Origin of the sequence: Halomonas kalidii (genome assembly GCF_030010475.1) — a bacterium.
Taxonomy (GTDB): Bacteria; Pseudomonadota; Gammaproteobacteria; order Pseudomonadales; family Halomonadaceae; genus Halomonas; species Halomonas heilongjiangensis.
This window is the reverse complement of record NZ_JASCQN010000002.1, coordinates 1-18491: the sequence shown is the minus strand read 5'-3', so window position 1 is coordinate 18491 and position 18491 is coordinate 1. Positions and strand designations below refer to the sequence as shown.

At 69.2% G+C, this 18491-nt stretch carries 16 protein-coding genes; 8 read left to right on the top strand and 8 right to left on the bottom strand.

The genetic code is table 11. The features are described from left to right. Window positions 1-22: 22 nt before the first annotated feature. Window positions 23-1060 (bottom strand): dihydroorotase, encoded by a 1038-nt coding sequence (pyrC, locus tag QLQ85_RS00085; RefSeq protein WP_282737157.1) that lies wholly within the window; start codon window positions 1058-1060, stop codon window positions 23-25. A gap of 145 nt (window positions 1061-1205) precedes the next feature. On the opposite strand from pyrC, the gene QLQ85_RS00080 reads away from it, so the two are divergent. Continuing rightward, the gene (locus QLQ85_RS00080; RefSeq protein WP_282721861.1) at window positions 1206-1631 is read left to right on the top strand and encodes a hypothetical protein; all 426 of its coding nucleotides are present in this window, start codon (window positions 1206-1208) and stop codon (window positions 1629-1631) included. A 1-nt stretch (window position 1632) separates the two neighbouring features. Here QLQ85_RS00080 and QLQ85_RS00075 read toward each other — a convergent pair whose 3' ends face one another. After that, on the bottom strand, window positions 1633-2874 hold the full coding sequence (locus QLQ85_RS00075; RefSeq protein ID WP_282737156.1) for an NAD(P)/FAD-dependent oxidoreductase: 1242 nt from the start codon (window positions 2872-2874) through the stop codon (window positions 1633-1635). 282 nt (window positions 2875-3156) lie between these two features. Beyond that, window positions 3157-3606: a tellurite resistance TerB family protein gene (locus tag QLQ85_RS00070; RefSeq protein WP_282737155.1), complete on the bottom strand. Its 450-nt coding sequence runs from the start codon at window positions 3604-3606 to the stop codon at window positions 3157-3159. Between the two features lie 226 nt (window positions 3607-3832). On the opposite strand from QLQ85_RS00070, the gene QLQ85_RS00065 reads away from it, so the two are divergent. The 6 genes from QLQ85_RS00065 (at window position 3833) to QLQ85_RS00040 (ending at window position 11343) form a co-directional block, all read left to right on the top strand. Then, window positions 3833-5038, top strand: coding sequence for a CaiB/BaiF CoA transferase family protein (locus tag QLQ85_RS00065; RefSeq protein ID WP_282737154.1), 1206 nt, complete (start codon window positions 3833-3835; stop codon window positions 5036-5038). A 127-nt stretch (window positions 5039-5165) separates the two neighbouring features. Beyond that, window positions 5166-6587 carry an FAD-binding oxidoreductase gene (locus tag QLQ85_RS00060; RefSeq protein WP_282737153.1) on the top strand — a complete coding sequence of 474 codons (1422 nt, stop codon included), beginning with the start codon at window positions 5166-5168 and terminating at the stop codon, window positions 6585-6587. Between the two features lie 72 nt (window positions 6588-6659). Further along, complete coding sequence (locus QLQ85_RS00055; RefSeq protein ID WP_282737152.1) at window positions 6660-7766, top strand: pyridoxal phosphate-dependent aminotransferase; 1107 nt, start codon at window positions 6660-6662, stop codon at window positions 7764-7766. Between the two features lie 254 nt (window positions 7767-8020). Beyond that, window positions 8021-8770, top strand: coding sequence for an SDR family oxidoreductase (locus tag QLQ85_RS00050; RefSeq protein ID WP_282737151.1), 750 nt, complete (start codon window positions 8021-8023; stop codon window positions 8768-8770). 44 nt (window positions 8771-8814) lie between these two features. Continuing rightward, on the top strand, window positions 8815-9666 hold the full coding sequence (locus QLQ85_RS00045) for a fumarylacetoacetate hydrolase family protein (RefSeq protein ID WP_282737150.1): 852 nt from the start codon (window positions 8815-8817) through the stop codon (window positions 9664-9666). A gap of 36 nt (window positions 9667-9702) precedes the next feature. Continuing rightward, window positions 9703-11343, top strand: coding sequence for a UxaA family hydrolase (locus tag QLQ85_RS00040; protein WP_282737149.1), 1641 nt, complete (start codon window positions 9703-9705; stop codon window positions 11341-11343). Between the two features lie 282 nt (window positions 11344-11625). Here the strand turns inward: QLQ85_RS00040 and nanR are convergent, their stop codons facing one another. From nanR to QLQ85_RS00015, 5 genes are all read right to left on the bottom strand, one after another. Then, window positions 11626-12348, bottom strand: a complete 723-nt coding sequence (nanR, locus tag QLQ85_RS00035) for a transcriptional regulator NanR (protein WP_282737148.1) — start codon at window positions 12346-12348, stop codon at window positions 11626-11628. 89 nt (window positions 12349-12437) lie between these two features. Beyond that, window positions 12438-13529: an Ldh family oxidoreductase gene (locus tag QLQ85_RS00030; RefSeq protein WP_282737147.1), complete on the bottom strand. Its 1092-nt coding sequence runs from the start codon at window positions 13527-13529 to the stop codon at window positions 12438-12440. A gap of 25 nt (window positions 13530-13554) precedes the next feature. Next, window positions 13555-14934, bottom strand: a complete 1380-nt coding sequence (locus QLQ85_RS00025; protein WP_282737146.1) for a TRAP transporter large permease — start codon at window positions 14932-14934, stop codon at window positions 13555-13557. 23 nt (window positions 14935-14957) lie between these two features. Continuing rightward, entirely contained in the window at window positions 14958-15509 is a 552-nt protein-coding gene (locus QLQ85_RS00020; protein ID WP_282737145.1) for a TRAP transporter small permease, read from the bottom strand. A 68-nt stretch (window positions 15510-15577) separates the two neighbouring features. Then, window positions 15578-16573 carry a sialic acid TRAP transporter substrate-binding protein SiaP gene (locus QLQ85_RS00015; RefSeq protein WP_282737144.1) on the bottom strand — a complete coding sequence of 332 codons (996 nt, stop codon included), beginning with the start codon at window positions 16571-16573 and terminating at the stop codon, window positions 15578-15580. Between the two features lie 261 nt (window positions 16574-16834). On the opposite strand from QLQ85_RS00015, the gene QLQ85_RS00010 reads away from it, so the two are divergent. Next, a complete protein-coding gene (locus QLQ85_RS00010; protein WP_282737143.1) occupies window positions 16835-18256 on the top strand; it encodes an FAD-binding oxidoreductase in 1422 nt (473 codons plus the stop codon). Window positions 18257-18491: the final 235 nt, after the last annotated feature.

Sequence of the window (18491 nt, the reverse complement as noted above, 5' to 3'; positions counted from 1 at the left end):
CCCTAGGGGCGGCCTCGACGCTTCATTCCTTCAGCTTCCACTCCAGGGTCTCGCCGGCCATCAGCGGCACGATGCGCTGGCCGCCGGCATAGGGCAGCGTCTCGGGCAGCGTCCAGGGCTCACGGACCAGGGTCACGCGGTCGGCATTGCGGGCCACGCCGTAGAAGTCCGGGCCGAAGTGGCTGGCGAAACCCTCGAGGCGCTCCAGGGCACCTCCCTGCTCGAAGGCGGTGGCATAGAGCTCGATGGCCGCCGGGGCGGTATAGGCCCCGGCACAGCCGCAGGCGCTCTCCTTGTCGCCCCGGGCATGGGGGGCGCTGTCGGTGCCCAGGAAGAACTTGGGGCTGCCCGAGACGGCCGCCGCCAGCAACGCCTCGCGATGGCGTTCGCGCTTGAGGATCGGCAGGCAGTAGTAGTGCGGGCGGATGCCACCCACCAGCATGTGGTTGCGATTGAACAGCAGGTGGTGGGCGGTGATGGTGGCCCCCACGTTGGCCGGGGCGGCAGCGACGAACTCGGCGGCATCGGCCGTGGTGATGTGCTCGAACACCACCCGGAGGTCCGGATGACGCTCCAGCAGCGGCTTCATGACCCGCTCGATGAACACCGCCTCGCGATCGAAGATGTCGATCTCGGCGCTGGTCACCTCGCCGTGCACCAGCAACGGCACGCCCAGGCGCGCCATGGCGGCAACGGCCGCGTCGCAGTGGGCCAGGTCGGTGACGCCGGAGTCGGAGTTGGTGGTGGCCCCGGCGGGATAGAGCTTCACCGCCTGCACCAGGCCGCTGGCGGCGGCCCGCTCGATCTCCTCGGCCGGGGTGTTGTCGGTGAGGTAGAGCGTCATCAACGGCTCGAAGCGGCTGCCCTCGGGCAGGGCCGCCAGGATCCGTTCGCGATAGGCCCTGGCCTGCTCGGTGGTGGTCACCGGCGGCTTGAGGTTGGGCATGATGATGGCACGCCCCATCTGACGGGCGGTAGCGGCCACCACGGCGGCGAGCGCCTCGTCGTCGCGCAGGTGCAGGTGCCAGTCGTCGGGGCGGGTCAGGGTGATCGAGTTCACGGCGCGTCCTGTATCGGCAAGTGGATCGTCGGTCGCGCCAGTATACCGCAAGGGGGAAGCGGCCGGGCGCCACGGGTCGCGACGCCCCCCTTCACCGCCGGGAAAATTGCCGTATCATGCCGGCAGATCCATCGAAGGAGACAACATGCCGAAGGTGCGTCACTACGCCGATCTGGTCGCCGTCCTGGCCGGAGTCATGTGGCTGGCGGTGTTCTGGTCGATCAGCATTTCCGCCCGCATCGGCAGCATCGAACCCACCCTGGCCGCGCTGCTGGGACTCGGCAGCATGATCCTGGTGAGCTTCGTGCACCGCCCCTTCCGGGTCCTGCTGCGCCGTTACCACGTGCGCAAGCGGCGTACCGAGATGTGGATGCACATCCTCGCCCTGCCGCTCACCCTGGCCTTCCTTATCGCCATCGTCATCGAGACCCTGTTCACCCCGCTCGGCGGCATCCAGAAGATGCTGCTGTTCAACGTCCTCGCCACCGCCGGCTGGGGTGTCTTCGTGTTGACCCTGTTCACCAAGTGGCTGATCCATCACTTCAACGGACGCCGCCAGGGCAGCGCCTGATTCAGAAGCGGTCGACGCGGAACGGCGCCATGTCGATCGCCGTCGGCTCACCGTCGATCATCTCGGCCAGCAGTCGACCGGTCGCCGGCCCCAGGGTGAAGCCCTGGTGGCCATGGCCGAAGGCGAGCCAGAGCCCCTGGCGGTCGGGGACCGGGCCGATCACCGGCTTCATGTCCGGCGTGCAGGGTCGCGCGCCCTTCCAGGGCTCGGGATCCAGCCGCTCACCCAGCGGGAAGAAGCGCCGCGCCACCTGCTCCGCCGCGGCCAGTTGGCCATGGTGTGGCGGGGCCTCGCGGCGAGCCAGTTCGGCGCCGGTGGTCAGCCGAATGCCCGCACGCATCGGCGCCAGCAGGTAGCCCACCTCGGCATCCATGACCCAGTTGCCGAGTCGCGCCTCGCCCTTGGCGGCGTAGTGCATGTGATAGCCGCGCTTGACGAACAGCGGAACCGCAATGCCCTGCCGGGATAGCCAGTCACCGGACCAGGGCCCCATGGCCAGCACCAGCTCACCGGCCTCCAGCGCTCCCTGGTCGGTGGTCACCCGCCAGCCCTGACCCGCCCGGGAGATATCGCTCACCTCGGCACGCATCAGCCGCCCCCCGGCGGCCTCCATCGAGGTGGCATAGGCCTGCACCAGGGCCCCGGGGTCGGCCACCGTCCAGGAGTCCAGCCAGTGGATGGCGCCGGCAAGACCGTCGGTGAGATGTGGCTCCAGCGCCTGCAGGGCGTCGGCATCCAGCAGGCGGTGGTTGACCCCGAACCGCGCGGCCGCCTCCTCGGCCTCGCGCCGTTCGGCGTCGAGCCCCTCGACCGTGCGATAGACCTCGAGCCACCCCTCCTTGCGTACCAGCGCCTCGGCACCGGCGGCCTCGATCATCGGTGCATGGGTGTCGAGGGCAAGCGAGATCAGCGAGGCGTATTCGGGCACGATGCTGTCGTAGCGCCGCGGGGAGGAGTGCTGCCAGTAATGCAGCAGCGGACCCGCCGCCCGCATCACGCCGCCGAGACGGTAGCGGATGTCCACCGCCCGGTTCGGCAGCACCCGTGCCAGGGTGCCGAGGTCGCGGGGAAAGGGATAGGGCTTGACCGCCTCGCGCTGGATGATCCCGGCATTGCCGAAGGAGGTCTCCCGCCCCGGCTCGCGGCGATCCACCAGCACCACCGAATGGCCGCGCCGGGCCAGATGCCAGGCAATCGAGACGCCGATCATGCCGGCCCCCAGTACGATGATCTCGCGAGACATCTGCCTCTCCCTGTCGTTGGACACGCTGTCGTGCGCCATGCAAAGGGCTCCGCCACCCGGCGGAGCCCGATACACCCATTCTAAGCTTTGTCTGAAAAGTCGGCGAGCGATGGCCAGACAAGGCAAAAATCGACGAAAAGACGGAGTTTACGCAGTGTAAATGAGTACTTTGAGCCGATTTTTAACGCCGGATGGGCGAGCGCAGGCAGTTTTCAGACAAAGCGTAGCAAGGAGACGACGCCGATGAAGCCGACCCAGGTCAAGCGACCGAGTGCCTGGCCGCTACCCCTCCTGCGCCCTGAGCTTGGTGCGGATGAAATCCGAGTGACTGACGTGCAGCAGGTCGGCCAGGCGGCGGATGCGGTGCTCCTCCAGGGCATCCTGGTCGCCGTCGGCATGGGCCAGCAGCCACATCATGTGGACCAGCGCGCAGCGCTGCTCATAGGCGTAATGCTGCTTGATCAGGCTGACGAACTGGTAGTGATCCACCGAGGTCTCGACCTCCTCTCGAGCCAGCATCATCAGCTCCTCCACCGCGGCATCCCCCAGGGCCAGGTGACGCTTGAGCAACTCGCGCATCGCCTCGAGTTCCCTCTCGTCGGTGTGGTAGTCGGCTCGCGCCACCTCGCAGAGCAGGGCCGCCACGGCCAGCTCCAGGGTGGGGGCCGGGCCGCTGCCGCTCTCGGGTTCGGCGAGGGCCTGCTGGAAGAAACGCTGAATACTCGCGAGCATATCGGGCTCCCTGCAATGTCATGATGCTCTGACCCATGGCGGCGGCGGGCGTTCACGGCCCACCAGCCACGTCATCGTCGACGACACCTACCGGGGGGCCCGGGCCCTGCAGCCCGAGGACGTCGCCGCACTGCCGCCCCACCGGAACATCACCCGCCGGGAGGTCGATTGCGGGGGACCGATTGCTGACGCATCCTGACGAGACAACGTACGAGGAGTGCCCCCCATGACGACTCCGGAGACACGCCGACTCCCGCTGGCCGACCTGAAGGTACTGGAGCTCGGCCAGCTCATCGCCGGCCCCTTCGCGACCAAGCTGCTCGGCGAATTCGGCGCCGACGTGATCAAGATCGAACCCCCCGGCACCGGCGACCCCCTTCGCAAATGGCGAATGCTCGAGGACGGCACCTCGCTCTGGTGGCACGTGCAGACCCGCAACAAGCGCTCGGTCTCCCTCGACCTGCGCTCGACCGAGGGCCAGGACCTGGTGCGCCGGCTCGCCGCCGAGGCCGACGTCCTGGTGGAGAACTTCCGCCCCGGCACCCTGGAAGGCTGGGGGCTCGGCTATGACACGCTGTCCGCCATCAACCCGACGCTGATCATGGTGCGCATCTCCGGCTACGGCCAGACCGGCCCCTACCGCGACAAGCCCGGCTTCGGCGTCATCGGCGAGGCCATGGGTGGGCTGCGCTATCTCACCGGCCAGCCAGGCGAGCCCTCGGTACGGGTCGGTGTCAGCATCGGCGACTCCCTCTCGGCGCTCTATGCGGTGATCGGCACCCTGCTCGCCCTGCAGGAGCGCCACCGCAGCGGCCTGGGCCAGGAGATCGACGTGGCCCTCTACGAGTCGGTGTTCGCCATGATGGAGAGCCTGCTGCCGGAGTACGACGCCAGCGGCGAGGTCCGCCAGCCCAGCGGCAGCGCCCTGCCCGGCATCACCCCCTCCAACGCCTACCGCTGCCGCGACGGCGACTACGTGCTGATCGCCGGCAACGGCGACAGCATCTTCAAGCGCCTGATGGCGGTGATCGACAGCCCCGACCTGGCCGAAGCGCCGGCGCTCGCCCATAACGACGGCCGGGCCCGCCAGGCCGGGATGATCGACGCCGCCATCGAGGCCTGGACACGGGAACGCGGGCGCGACGCGATCCTCGCGGCGCTCGATGCCGCCCGGGTGCCCGCCGGCTACCCCTATACCGCCGCCGACATCGCCGCCGACCCCCACTACCTGGCCCGGGAGATGATCCAGACCTTCGTCCGCCCCGACGGCCGCCCGCTCAAGGTGCCGGGCGTGCTGCCGCGGCTCGGTGCCACCCCCGGCCGGCTCGGCAACGGCGGCCCGGCCCTGGGCCAGCACACCGAGGAGGTGCTCGACGAACTCGGCATCGACGACGCCACCCGCGCCAAGCTGCGCAGCGCCGGGATCATCTGACCCCGGAGACCAGGAGAGCCACATCCCGCAACGTCGAGCAGACGAGCGCGCCTAAGCCCATTTTGGGGTCAGACCCCTCAGCAAACTTTGGGGCCTGCCCCCGCAGGATCAGGAGCCTGAATCAGCAATGGACACACTACTCGCAGAGATCGCCGCCGTCGTCGGTGCCGCCAACGTGCTCACCGGCGCCGACGTCGCCGCCAGGTGCGTCGACTGGATGAGCGGCGCCCCCTGCCGCGCCGGGGCCATCGTCCGCCCGGCCGACACCGGGGAACTCGCCGCGACGATGCGGTTGTGCCACGCCGCCCGGCAGCCGGTGGTCACCCACGGTGGCCTGACCGGGCTGGTGCACGGCGCCGAGGCCACTCCGGACGAGATCGCCATTTCGCTGGAGCGCATGACCGCCATCGAGGCCGTCGACCCCGTCGGGGGCAGCCTCACCGTGCAGGCCGGTGCCCCGCTGCAGAAGGTCCAGGAGGCCGCCGAGGCGGTCGACCGGCAGTTCGCCCTCGACCTCGGCGCCCGCGGCAGCTGCACCATCGGCGGCAACATCGCCACCAACGCCGGCGGCATCCGGGTGATCCGCTACGGCATGATGCGCCAGCAGGTGCTGGGCCTCGAGGCGGTGCTCGCCGACGGCAGCGTGATCAGCTCGATGAACCGGATGCTCAAGAACAACGCCGGCTTCGACCTCAAGCAGCTGTTCATCGGCAGCGAGGGGACGCTGGGCATCGTCACCCGGGCGGTGCTGCGCCTGCAGCCGCCGACCCCGGACGTCCGGACCGCCCTGGTCGCCTGCCCCTCGTTCGCGGCCCTGACCGGCCTGCTCGCGCATATGGGCCAGGCGCTGGGCGGCAGCCTGGCGGCCTTCGAGGTGATGTGGCAGAGCCACTACCGGCTGCTCACCGAGGAGAGCGGCCGTCACACGCCGCCGCTGGTCACCGATGCTCCCTTCTACGTGATCCTGGAGTCGCTGGGCACCGACCCGCAGAGCCACGCCGGGCAGTTCTCGACGGCGCTCGAGACGGCGCTCGAACGCGAACTGATCGCCGATGCCGTGCTCGCCCACTCCGATGCCCAGCGCCGGGGCCTCTGGGCCATTCGCGAGGACATCGAGGGGCTGATCGAGGCGTTGGCCCCGTTGTTCACCTTCGACGTCAGCCTGCCGATCCCCGAGATGGCCGCCTACGTCGACACCCTGGAGCGAGCCCTGGCCCGCGACCGGCCGGGCGCCAGCATGGTCACCTTCGGCCACCTGGGCGACGGCAACCTGCACATTTCCATCGGCGCCGGCAGTGCCGACGCCGACACGCGCCGCGCCGTGGAGCAGCTGGTCTATGCGCCGCTGGCCCCCCTCGGCGGCTCGATCTCCGCCGAGCACGGCATCGGCCTGGAGAAGCGCGCCTACCTGGGCCTGTCGCGCAGCGCCGAGGAGATCGCCCTGATGCATGCCCTGAAACAGGCCCTCGACCCCCACGGGCTGCTCAACCGTTACAAGGTGCTGGCTCCCGAGGCCGATCCGGCACCTGCCACGGAGACTCGGCCATGACCATCGTGATTCTTGATACCGTATGGGGATGGACCCATCCGACCCGACCATGACCCAAAACCGGGAGACCCCATGCCCCGCTACCCCGACCACCTGCTAGGTGACGGCCCGACCAATCCCTTCCCGGGCGTGCGCGTGCTCGAACGCCGCCTGGGACGCGAGATTCCCCACCAGCTAGGCTCCAACGAGGGCCTCGACATGCCCCACCGTGCCCTGCGCGCCCACTTCGGCGATGCCATGGTCGAGCACGTCTACAGCTACGGCGACGCCGAGGCCCTGGGCATCCGCCGGCGCCTGGCCGACCAGCAGGGCATCCCCCTCGAGGCGCTGCTGGTCGATGCCGGGGCCGACAGCCTGATCGCCCTGACGCTGCGCGCCGTGGCCGAACCCGGCCTCACCGTGGTCGGCACCGCTGGCACCTACCCCACCTTCGGGTACTTCGCCCGCGGCCAGGGCTGCCGGCTGGTGGAAGTGCCCTACGACGAGGGACCGGGCCGCCTCGCCCCGGACCTCGAGGCCCTGGCGCGGGCCGCCCACGCGCACGACGCCCGGCTCGTCTACCTGGCCAACCCCGACAACCCCAGCGGCCACCTGCACGACGACGACGCCGTGCGTAGCCTGCGCGCCGAGCTGCCCGACGACTGTTGGCTGCTGCTCGACGAGGCCTATCATGATTTCCGCGACGACGCCGACACCCCCTTCGCCCGCGAGGCGCTCCCCGGCGTGATTCGCCTGCGCACCCTCTCCAAGGCCCATGGCCTGGCCGGCCTGCGGGTCGGCTACGCCATCGCCGAACCGCAGACGCTGGCGGTGATGATGAAGGTGCGCATCCACTACGCGGTCTCGACGCTCTCCCAGGCCGCCGCCGAGGTGGTGCTCGACCACCCCGCGGAGAGCCGGGCCCATGTCGCCGCCGTGCTCGAACGCCGCGCGCGCCTGGCGGCGCACTTCCGCGCCCTGGGCGCCGACGTCCTGCCCAGCGCCACCAACTTCATCGGCCTGCGGCTGCCCGACGCCGAGCTCGCCGGACGCGTCCATGGCGAGCTGCTCGACGCCGGGCGCCTGATCGCCCGCCCCGCCGACCCGGCGCTGGGGCATGTGCTGCGCATCACCGCCGTCGAGGACGCCCTGGTCCCCGGTCGGCTGGCGATCCTCGAGAAGGCCCTCGCGACGCGCTGACCCCCGCTCCCTCCCCTTGTTTGTCACCCCACGGGCGGCCCTCGAGGCCGCCCGCTTCCTCTCCCCGCCCTCCCGGCCACCGGTTGGCAGGGCCCGGAAACTGATCCATACTCGAATTGATCATCTGGCAGGTATCCTGTCATACCATATGACCGAATAAATCGAGCCGAGCCAGTCGGGTGAACCGCACCGGACGACGCCCTGGCCAGGCGCCCACAACAGCAACAACCAACACCGACAACCAGGGACCGGATATGCGACTGCGAGACAAGACCGCCCTGATCACCGCCGCCGCCCAGGGCATCGGCCGCGCCACCGCCCTGCGTTTCGCCGCGGAGGGCGCCCGGGTGATCGCCACCGACATCGACCCGGACAGGCTACGCGAGCTGGACGCCACGCCGGGGCTCGAGACCCGCCGCCTCGACGTCCTCGATCCCGGGGCGATCGCCGCCCTGGCCGACGCGCTGCCGGCCCCGGACATCCTCTTCAACTGCGCCGGCTTCGTCGCCAACGGCACCCTGCTCGAGTGCGAGGAGGCCGACTGGGAGCGCTCCCTGGCCCTCAACGTCACCGCCATGTACCGCACCATCCGCGCCCTGCTACCCGGCATGCTCGCCCGCGGCGGCGGCAGCATCATCAACATGGCCTCGGTGGCCTCGAGCCTGAAGGGCGTCCCCAACCGCTTCGCCTACGGCACCTCCAAGGCCGCGGTGATCGGCCTGACCAAGTCGGTGGCCGCCGACTTCGTCGGCCAGGGCATCCGCTGCAACGCCATCTGCCCGGGCACCGTGGACTCCCCCTCGCTGCGCCAGCGCATCCGCGACCAGGCCGCACGGGAGCAGCGCTCGGAAGCGGAGGTCCATGACGCCTTCATCGCCCGCCAGCCGCTGGGACGGCTCGGCACCCCCGAGGAGATCGCCGCCCTGGCCGCCTACCTGGCGTCGGACGAATCGGGCTATACCACCGGCACGGTGCAGATCATCGACGGCGGCTGGCTCAACTGAGCGCCCCCGCACGACATCCCCGCAACGACCCAAGGAACCCACACATGAAACTGCTGCGCTTCGGCCCCAGGGGCCACGAGAAACCCGGGCTGCTCGACGCCGACGGCGTGATCCGCGACCTCTCGGCCCATGTCCCCGACATCGACGGCCCCCACCTGGGTCGCGAGCGCCTGGCGGTGCTGGCCGGAATCGACCCGGAGCGGCTGCCCGCGGTACCCGCCGACACCCGGCTCGGCCCCTGCGTGGGGCGGGTCGGCAAGTTCATCTGCATCGGGCTGAACTACTCCGACCACGCCGCCGAAACCGGCGCCGAGGTGCCTGCCGAGCCGGTGGTCTTCAACAAGTGGACCAGCGCCATCTGTGGTCCCGACGACGACGTCATCATCCCCCGCGGCTCGCGGAAGACCGACTGGGAAGTGGAGCTCGGCGTGGTGATCGGCAAGGCCGGACGCCACATCGACGAGGCCGACGCCCTGGACCATGTGGCCGGCTACTGCGTGGTCAACGACGTCTCCGAGCGGGAGTTCCAGCTCGAGCGCAGCGGCACCTGGGACAAGGGCAAGGGCTGCGACACCTTCGGCCCCCTGGGGCCCTGGCTGGTCACGCCCGACGAGATCGCCGACCCCCACGATCTGGCCATGTGGCTCGAGGTCGACGGCCACCGCTACCAGGACGGCAGCACCCGCACCATGGTCTACCGCGTGCCCTTCCTGATCAGCTACCTGAGCCGCTTCATGAGCCTGCAGCCGGGCGACGTCATCTCCACCGGCACCCCACCCGGCGTCGGCATGGGCCAGCAGCCCCCGGTCTACCTGCGGCCCGGCCAGCTCATGCGCCTGGGCATCGAGGGGCTCGGCGAGCAGAGCCAGTCGGTGGTCGCCGACGAGCCGGCCTGAACCGCTCTCTTTCGATCCCCTGCCAGGAGCCGGACGATGACCCACCCCATTGCCAGCGATGCCGGGCGACTCGCGACCCTGCGGGTGCATGCCGCCGACAACGTCCGCGTGGCGCTCAAGGACCTGCCCGGGGGCTCGGTGGTCGAGGACGGCGGCTGCCAGGTTCGCCTGGTCGGTCCCGTCCGCCACAAGCACAAGTTCGCCCTCGGCCCGCTGGCCGAGGGCGACAGCGTGATCATGTACGGCGTCACCGTCGGCCGGGCGACCCGGCCCATCGCCGCAGGCGAGGCCATCACCACCGAGAATACCGAGCACAGCACCGCCACCACCCGGCCCCAGGCGCGGCGCGGCCACTGGCAGGCACCCGACGTCGACGCCTTCGCCGGCGCCACCTTCGACGGCTATCACCGCCCGGACGGGCGGGTCGGCACCGCCAACGTCTGGCTGGTGGTGCCGCTGGTGTTCTGCGAGAACCGCAACATCGAGGTACTGCGCCAGAGCGTCGCCGACGCCCTGGGCGAGGACCCCTACCGCGACTACAAGCGCCTGGCCCGCGAGCTGCTGCACGGCGCACCGGTGGCCGAGGAGGCCACCCCACCCCGCGAACGGCTCTTCCCCAACGTCGACGGCGTGCGTTTTCTCACCCACACCCTGGGCTGCGGCGGCACCGACGACGACGCCCGGGCCCTCTGCCGGCTGCTCGCCGGCTACGTCTGCCACCCCAATGTCGCCGGCGCCACGGTGCTGAGCCTGGGCTGCCAGAAGGCCCAGATCGAGATGCTCGAGGCCGCGGTGGCCGAACGCGACCCCCAGGGGCTGCGCCCGGTGCACTACCTCGAGCAACAGGCCAGCGCCAGCGAGGAGGCGCTGATCCGCGAGGCGCTGACCACCATCTTCGACGGCCTGGCGCTGGCCAACCGGGTCGAGCGCGCCCCGGCCCCCCTCGCCGAGCTCTCGATCGGCGTGGAGTGCGGCGGCTCCGACGGCTTCTCGGGGCTGTCGGCGAACCCGCTGGTCGGTGCGGTGGTCGATCGCCTGGTGGCGCTGGGCGGCAGTGGCATCCTCAGCGAGTTCCCGGAGCTGTGCGGCGTGGAGCACGAGCTGATCGCCCGCTGTCGCGACGACCGGGTCGCCGCGCGCTTCGAGGCGCTGATGGGCGCCTACCAGCAGCATGCCGCCCGGGTCGGCGCCGACTTCTCCATGAACCCCTCGCCGGGCAACATCCGCGACGGCCTGATCACCGACGCCATGAAGTCCGCCGGCGCCGCCAAGAAGGGCGGCGACAGCCCGGTGGTCGACGTGCTCGACTACACCGAGCCCCAGGTGCGCCGTGGCCTCAACCTGCTCTGCACCCCGGGCAACGACGTGGAATCGACCACGGCGCTCGCCGGCTCCGGCGCCAACCTGATCCTGTTCACCACCGGCCTCGGCACCCCCACCGGCAACCCGGTCACCCCGGTGCTGAAGATCTCGAGCAACAGCGAGCTGGCGGCGCGCATGGCCGATGTCATCGACTTCGATGCCGGCCCGATCATCCGCGGCGAGGCGACCATCGACGAGCTCGCCGGGCACCTGCTGCAGCAGTGCATCGACACCGCCTCCGGGCGCTACCGGCCCAGGGCGGTCGCCCTGGCCCAGTACGACTTCATCCCCTGGAAGCGCGGCGTCTCGCTCTGAACGCCCCGGATGAGCTCCCCAGAATCTGCCGGGGCGCCTGCGGCGCCAATCTCCTACCCGACGGTGCAATTACCACCCTGTAGGAGCCCAGCTCCGCTGGGCGATGGCGGCGCGAAGCGGCGCGGGGCGGTCGTCTGCGGCGTCGGCGGTCACCGCCGAGGCACCTACGGCGCCAATCGCGCAGAAAATCTGCGCTCCTACAGGTGGCGATGGCGGCGCGAAGCGGCGTGGGGCGATCAACCGAAACGTCATCGGAATCCGGCTCCGACACCTACCCGCGGCTCACTCGGCGTCGGCCAGGCGCTTCTTGAGCTGCATATAGGTGCCGTAGTGGCGGTCGAGATGGCGGCGCATGGCGGCTTCGGCGGCGTCGGGGTCACGGGACTCGATGGCCTCGACGATCTCGACATGAGCCGCCAGCGCGGCCTTGTCCTCGTCCTTCTGCTGCAGCACCTGGGCGCGGCGGTCGTCGAGCCACTCGGAGAGCGCGACGTGGATGGCGTCGAAGATGGGGTTCTTCCCGATGCTCGCCAGCACCCCGTGGAAGTCGTTGTCGGAGCGCTTGAAACGCGCCTCGTCGCCGAGGGCATCGCGGTTGTCCTGCAGGGCGGCGCGCAGGCGCGCCAGGTCCTCGTCGTCGGCATGGCGGGCGGCATAGCGCGCCAGCGAGATCTCGAACAGCGCCCGGGCCTCCTGGAAGTACTGCTGTCCGTCGGGCTTCGAGAGCAGTTGCCGGGTCACGCCCGACAGCCTCGCCATCACCGACTCGGCGGTCGGCCGGATGACCCGCGCCCGGGTGCCGCTGTTGATGGCGACGAGCCCCAGCTGCTGGAGGTGGAAGAGCGCTTCGCGTACCGCGGGGCGGCCGACCCCGAACTGTTCCATCAGCTCGCGCTCGGAAGGCAACTGGTCGTTCTCGCTGAGCCTTCCCTCGAGGATTTCCGCCTCGAGCTGTTCGGACACCTGTTCGGACAGCGTCTTGCGCTCCACCCGATATCTGGTCATGCACCCTTCTCCTGACTGGTCGAAACGGGGTCGTGAACCTCACCCCCCTCGCTACCGCCATGTTACCGCATTTTCGCCCGACAACCGCGTCAGCCCAGGCGCTTCAGCGGCTCGATGCCGGTTGCCTCGGCCAGGGCGGCATAGGCCGTCTGATTGGCGCTGTCCAGGGGGATGCCCTCGGCATCGCGCCGGGCCTGGCAGCGCCACTCGCGATCGCCGGGGGCCAGCACCTCGGCGCCACTGCCAGCCGGCTGGGCACGCAGGTCGGCCAGGTAGTCGCCCAGGCAAGACGCGAAGGTCGAGCGCTCGACGAAGGCCGCCGGATTCAACGCCAGGAAGAAGTGACCGACCCCGCGCGGGGTCGCCAAGTCCGGCCCGCCCATGGGCAGCAGGCGGAAGCCATTGAGCATGCCGGAGAGCGTCGAGCTCAGCACCTCGACCATGCCAGCGAGCCCCGCGCCCTTGAAGCCGAAGTCGCTGCCCCCGAGCGGCAGCAGGGCGGCGACTTCGGCCGGCGTCCGCGTCACCCGGCCCTCGGCGTCGGCGGCGACCTGGTCGGGCAGCTCGTGCCCGATGGCGCCGTACTGCCGCACCCGGTTCCAGGGAATCGAACTGGTCGCCATGTCGAGCAGGTAAGGCGACTGCCCGGCCACCGGTGCGGCGAAGGCGATGGGGTTGGTGCCGTGGAAGGGTGCCCTGCCCTGGTGGAGCAGCACGAAGGGGTCCGAATTGCACACCGCCAGCCCGATCAGTCCGCGCTCGGCGGCGGACAGGGCGTAGCAGCCCGCGGCACCGAAATGGGAGGAATTGCCGACCGCCACCGCCCCCACCCCGACCTCCTCGGCCATCGTCGCCGCCTGGTCCATGGCCGTGTAGCCGGCCAGGTGGCCGAAGCCGTCGCCGGCATCCAGGTAACCGGTGGCCGGCAGGTGCCGGGTGAAGCGCATCCTCGGCGCCCCCCGGATACGGCCGCCCTCGAGCGCCTGGAGATAGTGCGGCAGCAGGCGCAGGCCGTGGCTGTCGGTACCCATCCGCGAGGCGGTGACCAGGGCACGGGTGACGGCGTCGGCCGATGCCTCGTCGGCACCGGCCCGGCGCAGCAGCGCGAGCATGAAGCGTTCGAGGTCGTCGACCGCCACGCGAAAGTCCTGCGGGCGAGCGTCTCTCCGGGTGTCGTTCATCGGGCGGATACCCTCCTCATCGGGCTCAGCGGTAGACTAGGGTCGGCAGCCACATGGACAGCGACGGAATGAAGGTGACCAGCAGCAGCGCGATCACCAGCGGGATCAGGAACGGGAAAGTGCCGCGCATGCACTTCTCGAACGAGATGCCCGATACCCTCGACAGCACGTAGAGCACCATCCCCACCGGCGGGGTCAACAGGCCGATCATCAGGTTGAGCACCATGATCACCCCGAAGTGCACCGGATCGACACCGACGGCCACGGCCAGCGGCAGCAGCACCGGCACCAGGATGGTGATCGCGGCGATGGTCTCCATGAAGCAGCCGACGACGATCAGCACCAGGTTGACGAACAGCAGGACGGCGACCTGGCTGTCCGCGAAGGGCCCCAGCAGCGCCACCACATGCTGGGTGACCTGGTTGCTGGTCAGGATCCAGGCGAAGATCGAAGCCCCGGCCACGATGAACAGGATCACCGCCGTGGTCTCGATGGTCTCCATGCTGACCCGGAGCAGGCGCCGCCAGGTCAGGGAGCGATACACGACCGTGCCCAGGAACAGGGCATAGATGACCGCGGCAATCGCGGCCTCGGTCGGCGTGAAGGCGCCGGTGATGATGCCACCGACGATGATCACCGGGGTCAGCAGCGAGAGCAGCGCTCGCTTGGTGGCCTGGCCCAGGAAGCCTACCGAGAAGCGTGCATCACGCGCATAGCCACGGCGTCGCGCCAGCAGCGTGATCATCAGCATCAGCACCGCCCCCATCAGCAGGCCCGGAATCAGCCCGGCGGCGAACAGTTGTCCGACCGAGGCCGAGGCCATGACCCCATAGATCACCATCGGCAGGCTCGGCGGGATGATCGGTCCGATCGTGGAAGACGCCGCCGTGATCCCTACCGCGAACTCCTGATCATAGCCGGCATCCCGCATGGCCTTGATCTCGATCGTACCGAGGCCGCCGGCATCGGCCACCGCGGCGCCCGACATCCCGGAGAAGACGATACTCGCGCCGACGTTGACGTGCCCCAGGCCGCCCCGCATCCAGCCCATCAGCGCCTTGGCGAAGTCGAAGATCCGGGTCGTGATACCGCCATTGTTCATCAGGTTGCCGGCCAGGATGAAGAAGGGAATCGCCAGCAGGGGGAAGCTGTCGACACCGTTGATCATGCGGTGTGCGACCACCACGTCCGGCACCTGACCACTCAGGTAGACATACATCAGGCACGAGCCCGCCAGGCCGATCGCGATCGGCACGCCGATCAGCAGCATGGTGAACAGGCTCGCGAACAGGAAAGCGAGGTAGTGCCCCTGAACGGCCAGGAACAGGCAGAGTGCGACGGCGAGGCCGGCAATGACCGGCGGGACCAGGAGGCCTCGTCGCCCGGTGAGTGAGGTGACCGGCATGGACGTTCTCCCGTGGCGTCTTGTCATTCGTCGTCTGCGTCGAAGATCAGCTCGCTGGTTCCCTCACGCCAATGGCGGACGGCGACCTGGAGGGCACGTACCAACATCATCAGGAAGCCGACGAACACCAGGTAGTAGAGATAGCTCTTGGGAATGTCGACCGAGACCATCATCGCATTGGTCCGGTCGGCCAGCTGGTAGGTGATCCAGCATCCCCCCACGAGAAAGACGACCCTCACCGCGTCGACGATCATCGACATGGTGAGGCCAATCCGGCCGGGCAGGTAGCGATAGAAGAATTCCACGGCGATATGCGAGTTCTTCCTGACGGCCATCGCACTCCCCAGGAAGCCCACCATGATCAGGAAATAGCGTGCCATTTCCTCGGTCCAGGCGATGGAGTCCCCCAGCACATAGCGACTGAAGAACTGCAGGAACACGATGCCCAGCAGTAGCCAGAACAGCACCAGGGTCAGGTAGTCTTCGACGGCATACGCCTTGAAATCGAATCGATCCTGCTCTTCGGCCTCGATCGAACCAAGTTCCTGCTCGGGGGGCAAACGGTCATCGGTCATGCCGAGCTCCTTGTCACCGTGCCTCGCCGCTCTCGACGAGGCACGGCATGACGGACATCAAGCCACGATCACTGACCGATCGCCTGCACCCGGTCATAGGTTCCCTGATCCCAGGTGGCCGCCTCGCCATTGTGGTGCGGCAGCACCGCCTCGCGGAACGGTTCGGTCTCCACCTCGTTCACCGTGGTGCCCTGTTCCTCGAACCAGGCCACGAGATCGGCTTCCTGCTGCAGGATGTCTTCGGTGATCCGCTCACCGGCTTCCATGTACACCTCACGGAAGATCTCGCGATCCTCCTCGGAGAGCTGATTCCACAGCGGCCCACCGGCGATGGTAATCAACGAGTCGGTGATATGGCCGGTGAGGTTGATATGGTCCTGCACCTCGTGGAAGGCCTTGGCGCGGATGGTCGGCAGCGGGTTCTCCTGGGCGTCCACCACCCCCTGCTGCAGGGCCAGGTAGACCTCGGCGAAGGCGATGGGCGTCGGATTGGCCCCGGTGGCTTCCGGGAACATCATGTACATCGGCGCGTTGGGCACCCGGATCTTGAGGCCCTGCATGTCCTCGGGGCTATCGATCGGCCGGTTGGACGTGGTGTGACGGCGGCCATAGTAGTTCATCGCCAGCGGCACGTTGCCGGTGGCGTCCTCATAGCCCTGGGCGATCTCCTGGAACAGCTCGCTGTCGGCATAGGCCTGCCAGTGATCGAAGTCGCGGAACATGTAGGGCGCCCCGGCAATGCCGATGGGCCCATAGGAGCGGCCGGCGAACTGGTTGCCGGTATAGATCAGATCCACGGTCCCCAGGCTCAGGCCTTCATTGATATCCGCTTCCTTGCCCAGCGAAGAGGCAGGATGCACCTCGATCGTGTAACGCCCGTCGGTACGCGCCTCGATCTCGTCGGCGGCCCACAGCGCCCACTCATGATAGGGCTCGGACGTTTCATAGACGTGGGCAAAGGTAAGACTCTGCTGCGCCTGGGCCATTCCGGCGATGCCGATGCCCGAGGCCAGCAGCGTCATGGAGACCCAGCGGGTCGGCGTGAGTTGGCGTGGATGAGTCATCTTGTTGTTCTCCTGAGACTGGTTGTTCTCCTGAGACTGAGAGTCTTGCTGTATACGTATCATACCAACACAGTGAAACCTAGCCGCTCTCTCGCGGCCACGCAACTCTGCCGAGCTCATCCGTCCAGGGGGCGAGGGGCGGCGGTGTCGTTGCCTTCGCCTTGCAATGATGCCAGTGCCGATGGCATACCTCTCATACACAAATGCCAAGCGAGACGATGACAGGGCGGCCCGCTGTCCGCCGCGCCTCCGGAGGAACAGATGAGACACCCCAGCGATCTGGTCGACACCCTGCAACGGCAACTCGGCGAGCGTGGCGTGCTGCGCGCCCCCGCCGACCTGGCCCGCTATACCAGCGACTGGGCCGACGACCGGCTGGGCATGCCGCTGGCCGTGGCGCGCCCCGCCTCCACCGCGGAGGTCGCCGAGGTGGTCCGCCTGTGCCACGAACACGGCGTGTGCATGGTGCCCCAGGGAGGGCATACCGGCCTGGTGGCCGGCGCCCTGCCCGACGCCGACGGTGGCGAGCTGGTGATCAGCCTCGAGCGCCTGAACCGCATCCGCGAGATCGACCCGATCAACTTCACCATGACCGTCGATGCCGGCTGCGTGCTGGATACCGTCAAGCAGGCCGCCGCCGAACACGACTGCGACTTCCCCCTCTCGCTCGGCGCCCAGGGCAGCTGCCAGATCGGCGGCAACATCGCCACCAACGCCGGCGGCCTCAACGTGCTGCGCCACGGCATGATGCGCCAGTTGGTGCTGGGTCTCGAGGTGGTGCTCGCCGACGGCCGGGTATGGAACGGCCTGCACGCCCTGCACAAGGACAACCGCGGCTATGCCCTCGCCCAGTTGCTGCTCGGCAGCGAGGGCACCCTGGGCATCGTCACCGCCGCGGTGCTCAAGCTCAGCCCCCTGCCCGACCGGTCACGCACCGCGCTGCTCGGGCTGCCGTCGGTGGAGGCGGTGGTCGCCCTGTATGGCCTGGCCAGGCGGGGCTGCAGCGACCTGCTCACCGCCTTCGAGCTGATCCCGCGGCCGTGCATCGAGCTGGCCATAGAAGCCACGCCGTCGCTGCGCGACCCCCTGGACGCCCCCCACCCCTGGTACGTGCTCATGGAAGTGGCCGCCTGCGGCCCGGTGGACCTCGGCGAGATGGTCGAACAGTTGCTGGCACAGGGCATGGAACGCGACTTGATCCTCGACGGCGTGCTCGCCGGCAGCGAGGCCCAGTCACGGCAGCTGTGGCAGTTCCGCGAGAGCATGCTGGAGGGCCAACGCCGACGCGGCGAGCACCTGCGCACCGACATCTCGGTGCCGATCTCGGCGATCCCCGCCTTCGTCGAGGCGGCGAGCCGGGCGGTCATGGCCGCCTCGCCGCGGTGCGAGATCATCGCCTACGGCCATGTGGGCGACGGCAACCTGCACTTCAACATCCTGCCGCCCGCGGACATGGCCGAGGCCGACAAGCGCCCTCACCTGCACGACCTCGAGGAGCGGGTCTTCACCGTGCTCGACGACTTCGACGGCAGCCTCAGCGCCGAGCACGGCATCGGCCGCACCAAGCAGGCCGCCTACCTGGCCCGACTCTCGCCGCTGGAACGGGAGCTCGCCGAGGGCATCAAGGCCCTGTTCGACCCCAAGGGGTTGATGAACCCCGGACGGATCCTGCCGCCCCGCTGAAGCCGCGGGGCGGCAGGAGAACCTCCTCCGGCGCTGGCACGGGGCAGATGCCCCCGCAAGGCCGTTATTGCCACCTGTGGGAGCGCAGATCCTCTGCGCGATTGGCGCCGTCAGGCGCCCCGGCGGTGGCCGGCAACGCTGCAGACGACCGCCCCGCGCCGCTTCGCGACGCCATCGCCCAGCGGAGCTGGGCTCCTACAGGGGGGCTGGTTCCTGCGCTGTAGGAGCTTGGCTC

Coding starts and splice junctions, on each gene's coding strand:
- nanR (WP_282737148.1), bottom strand. CDS start 12,348: ATGACCAGATATCGGGTGGAGCGCAAGACGCTGTCCGAACAGGTGTCC.
- QLQ85_RS00075 (WP_282737156.1), bottom strand. CDS start 2,874: ATGTCTCGCGAGATCATCGTACTGGGGGCCGGCATGATCGGCGTCTCG.
- QLQ85_RS00010 (WP_282737143.1), top strand. CDS start 16,835: ATGAGACACCCCAGCGATCTGGTCGACACCCTGCAACGGCAACTCGGC.
- QLQ85_RS00030 (WP_282737147.1), bottom strand. CDS start 13,529: ATGAACGACACCCGGAGAGACGCTCGCCCGCAGGACTTTCGCGTGGCG.
- QLQ85_RS00040 (WP_282737149.1), top strand. CDS start 9,703: ATGACCCACCCCATTGCCAGCGATGCCGGGCGACTCGCGACCCTGCGG.
- QLQ85_RS00055 (WP_282737152.1), top strand. CDS start 6,660: ATGCCCCGCTACCCCGACCACCTGCTAGGTGACGGCCCGACCAATCCC.
- QLQ85_RS00050 (WP_282737151.1), top strand. CDS start 8,021: ATGCGACTGCGAGACAAGACCGCCCTGATCACCGCCGCCGCCCAGGGC.
- QLQ85_RS00020 (WP_282737145.1), bottom strand. CDS start 15,509: ATGACCGATGACCGTTTGCCCCCCGAGCAGGAACTTGGTTCGATCGAG.
- QLQ85_RS00065 (WP_282737154.1), top strand. CDS start 3,833: ATGACGACTCCGGAGACACGCCGACTCCCGCTGGCCGACCTGAAGGTA.
- QLQ85_RS00045 (WP_282737150.1), top strand. CDS start 8,815: ATGAAACTGCTGCGCTTCGGCCCCAGGGGCCACGAGAAACCCGGGCTG.
- QLQ85_RS00060 (WP_282737153.1), top strand. CDS start 5,166: ATGGACACACTACTCGCAGAGATCGCCGCCGTCGTCGGTGCCGCCAAC.
- QLQ85_RS00070 (WP_282737155.1), bottom strand. CDS start 3,606: ATGCTCGCGAGTATTCAGCGTTTCTTCCAGCAGGCCCTCGCCGAACCC.
- QLQ85_RS00080 (WP_282721861.1), top strand. CDS start 1,206: ATGCCGAAGGTGCGTCACTACGCCGATCTGGTCGCCGTCCTGGCCGGA.
- QLQ85_RS00025 (WP_282737146.1), bottom strand. CDS start 14,934: ATGCCGGTCACCTCACTCACCGGGCGACGAGGCCTCCTGGTCCCGCCG.
- QLQ85_RS00015 (WP_282737144.1), bottom strand. CDS start 16,573: ATGACTCATCCACGCCAACTCACGCCGACCCGCTGGGTCTCCATGACG.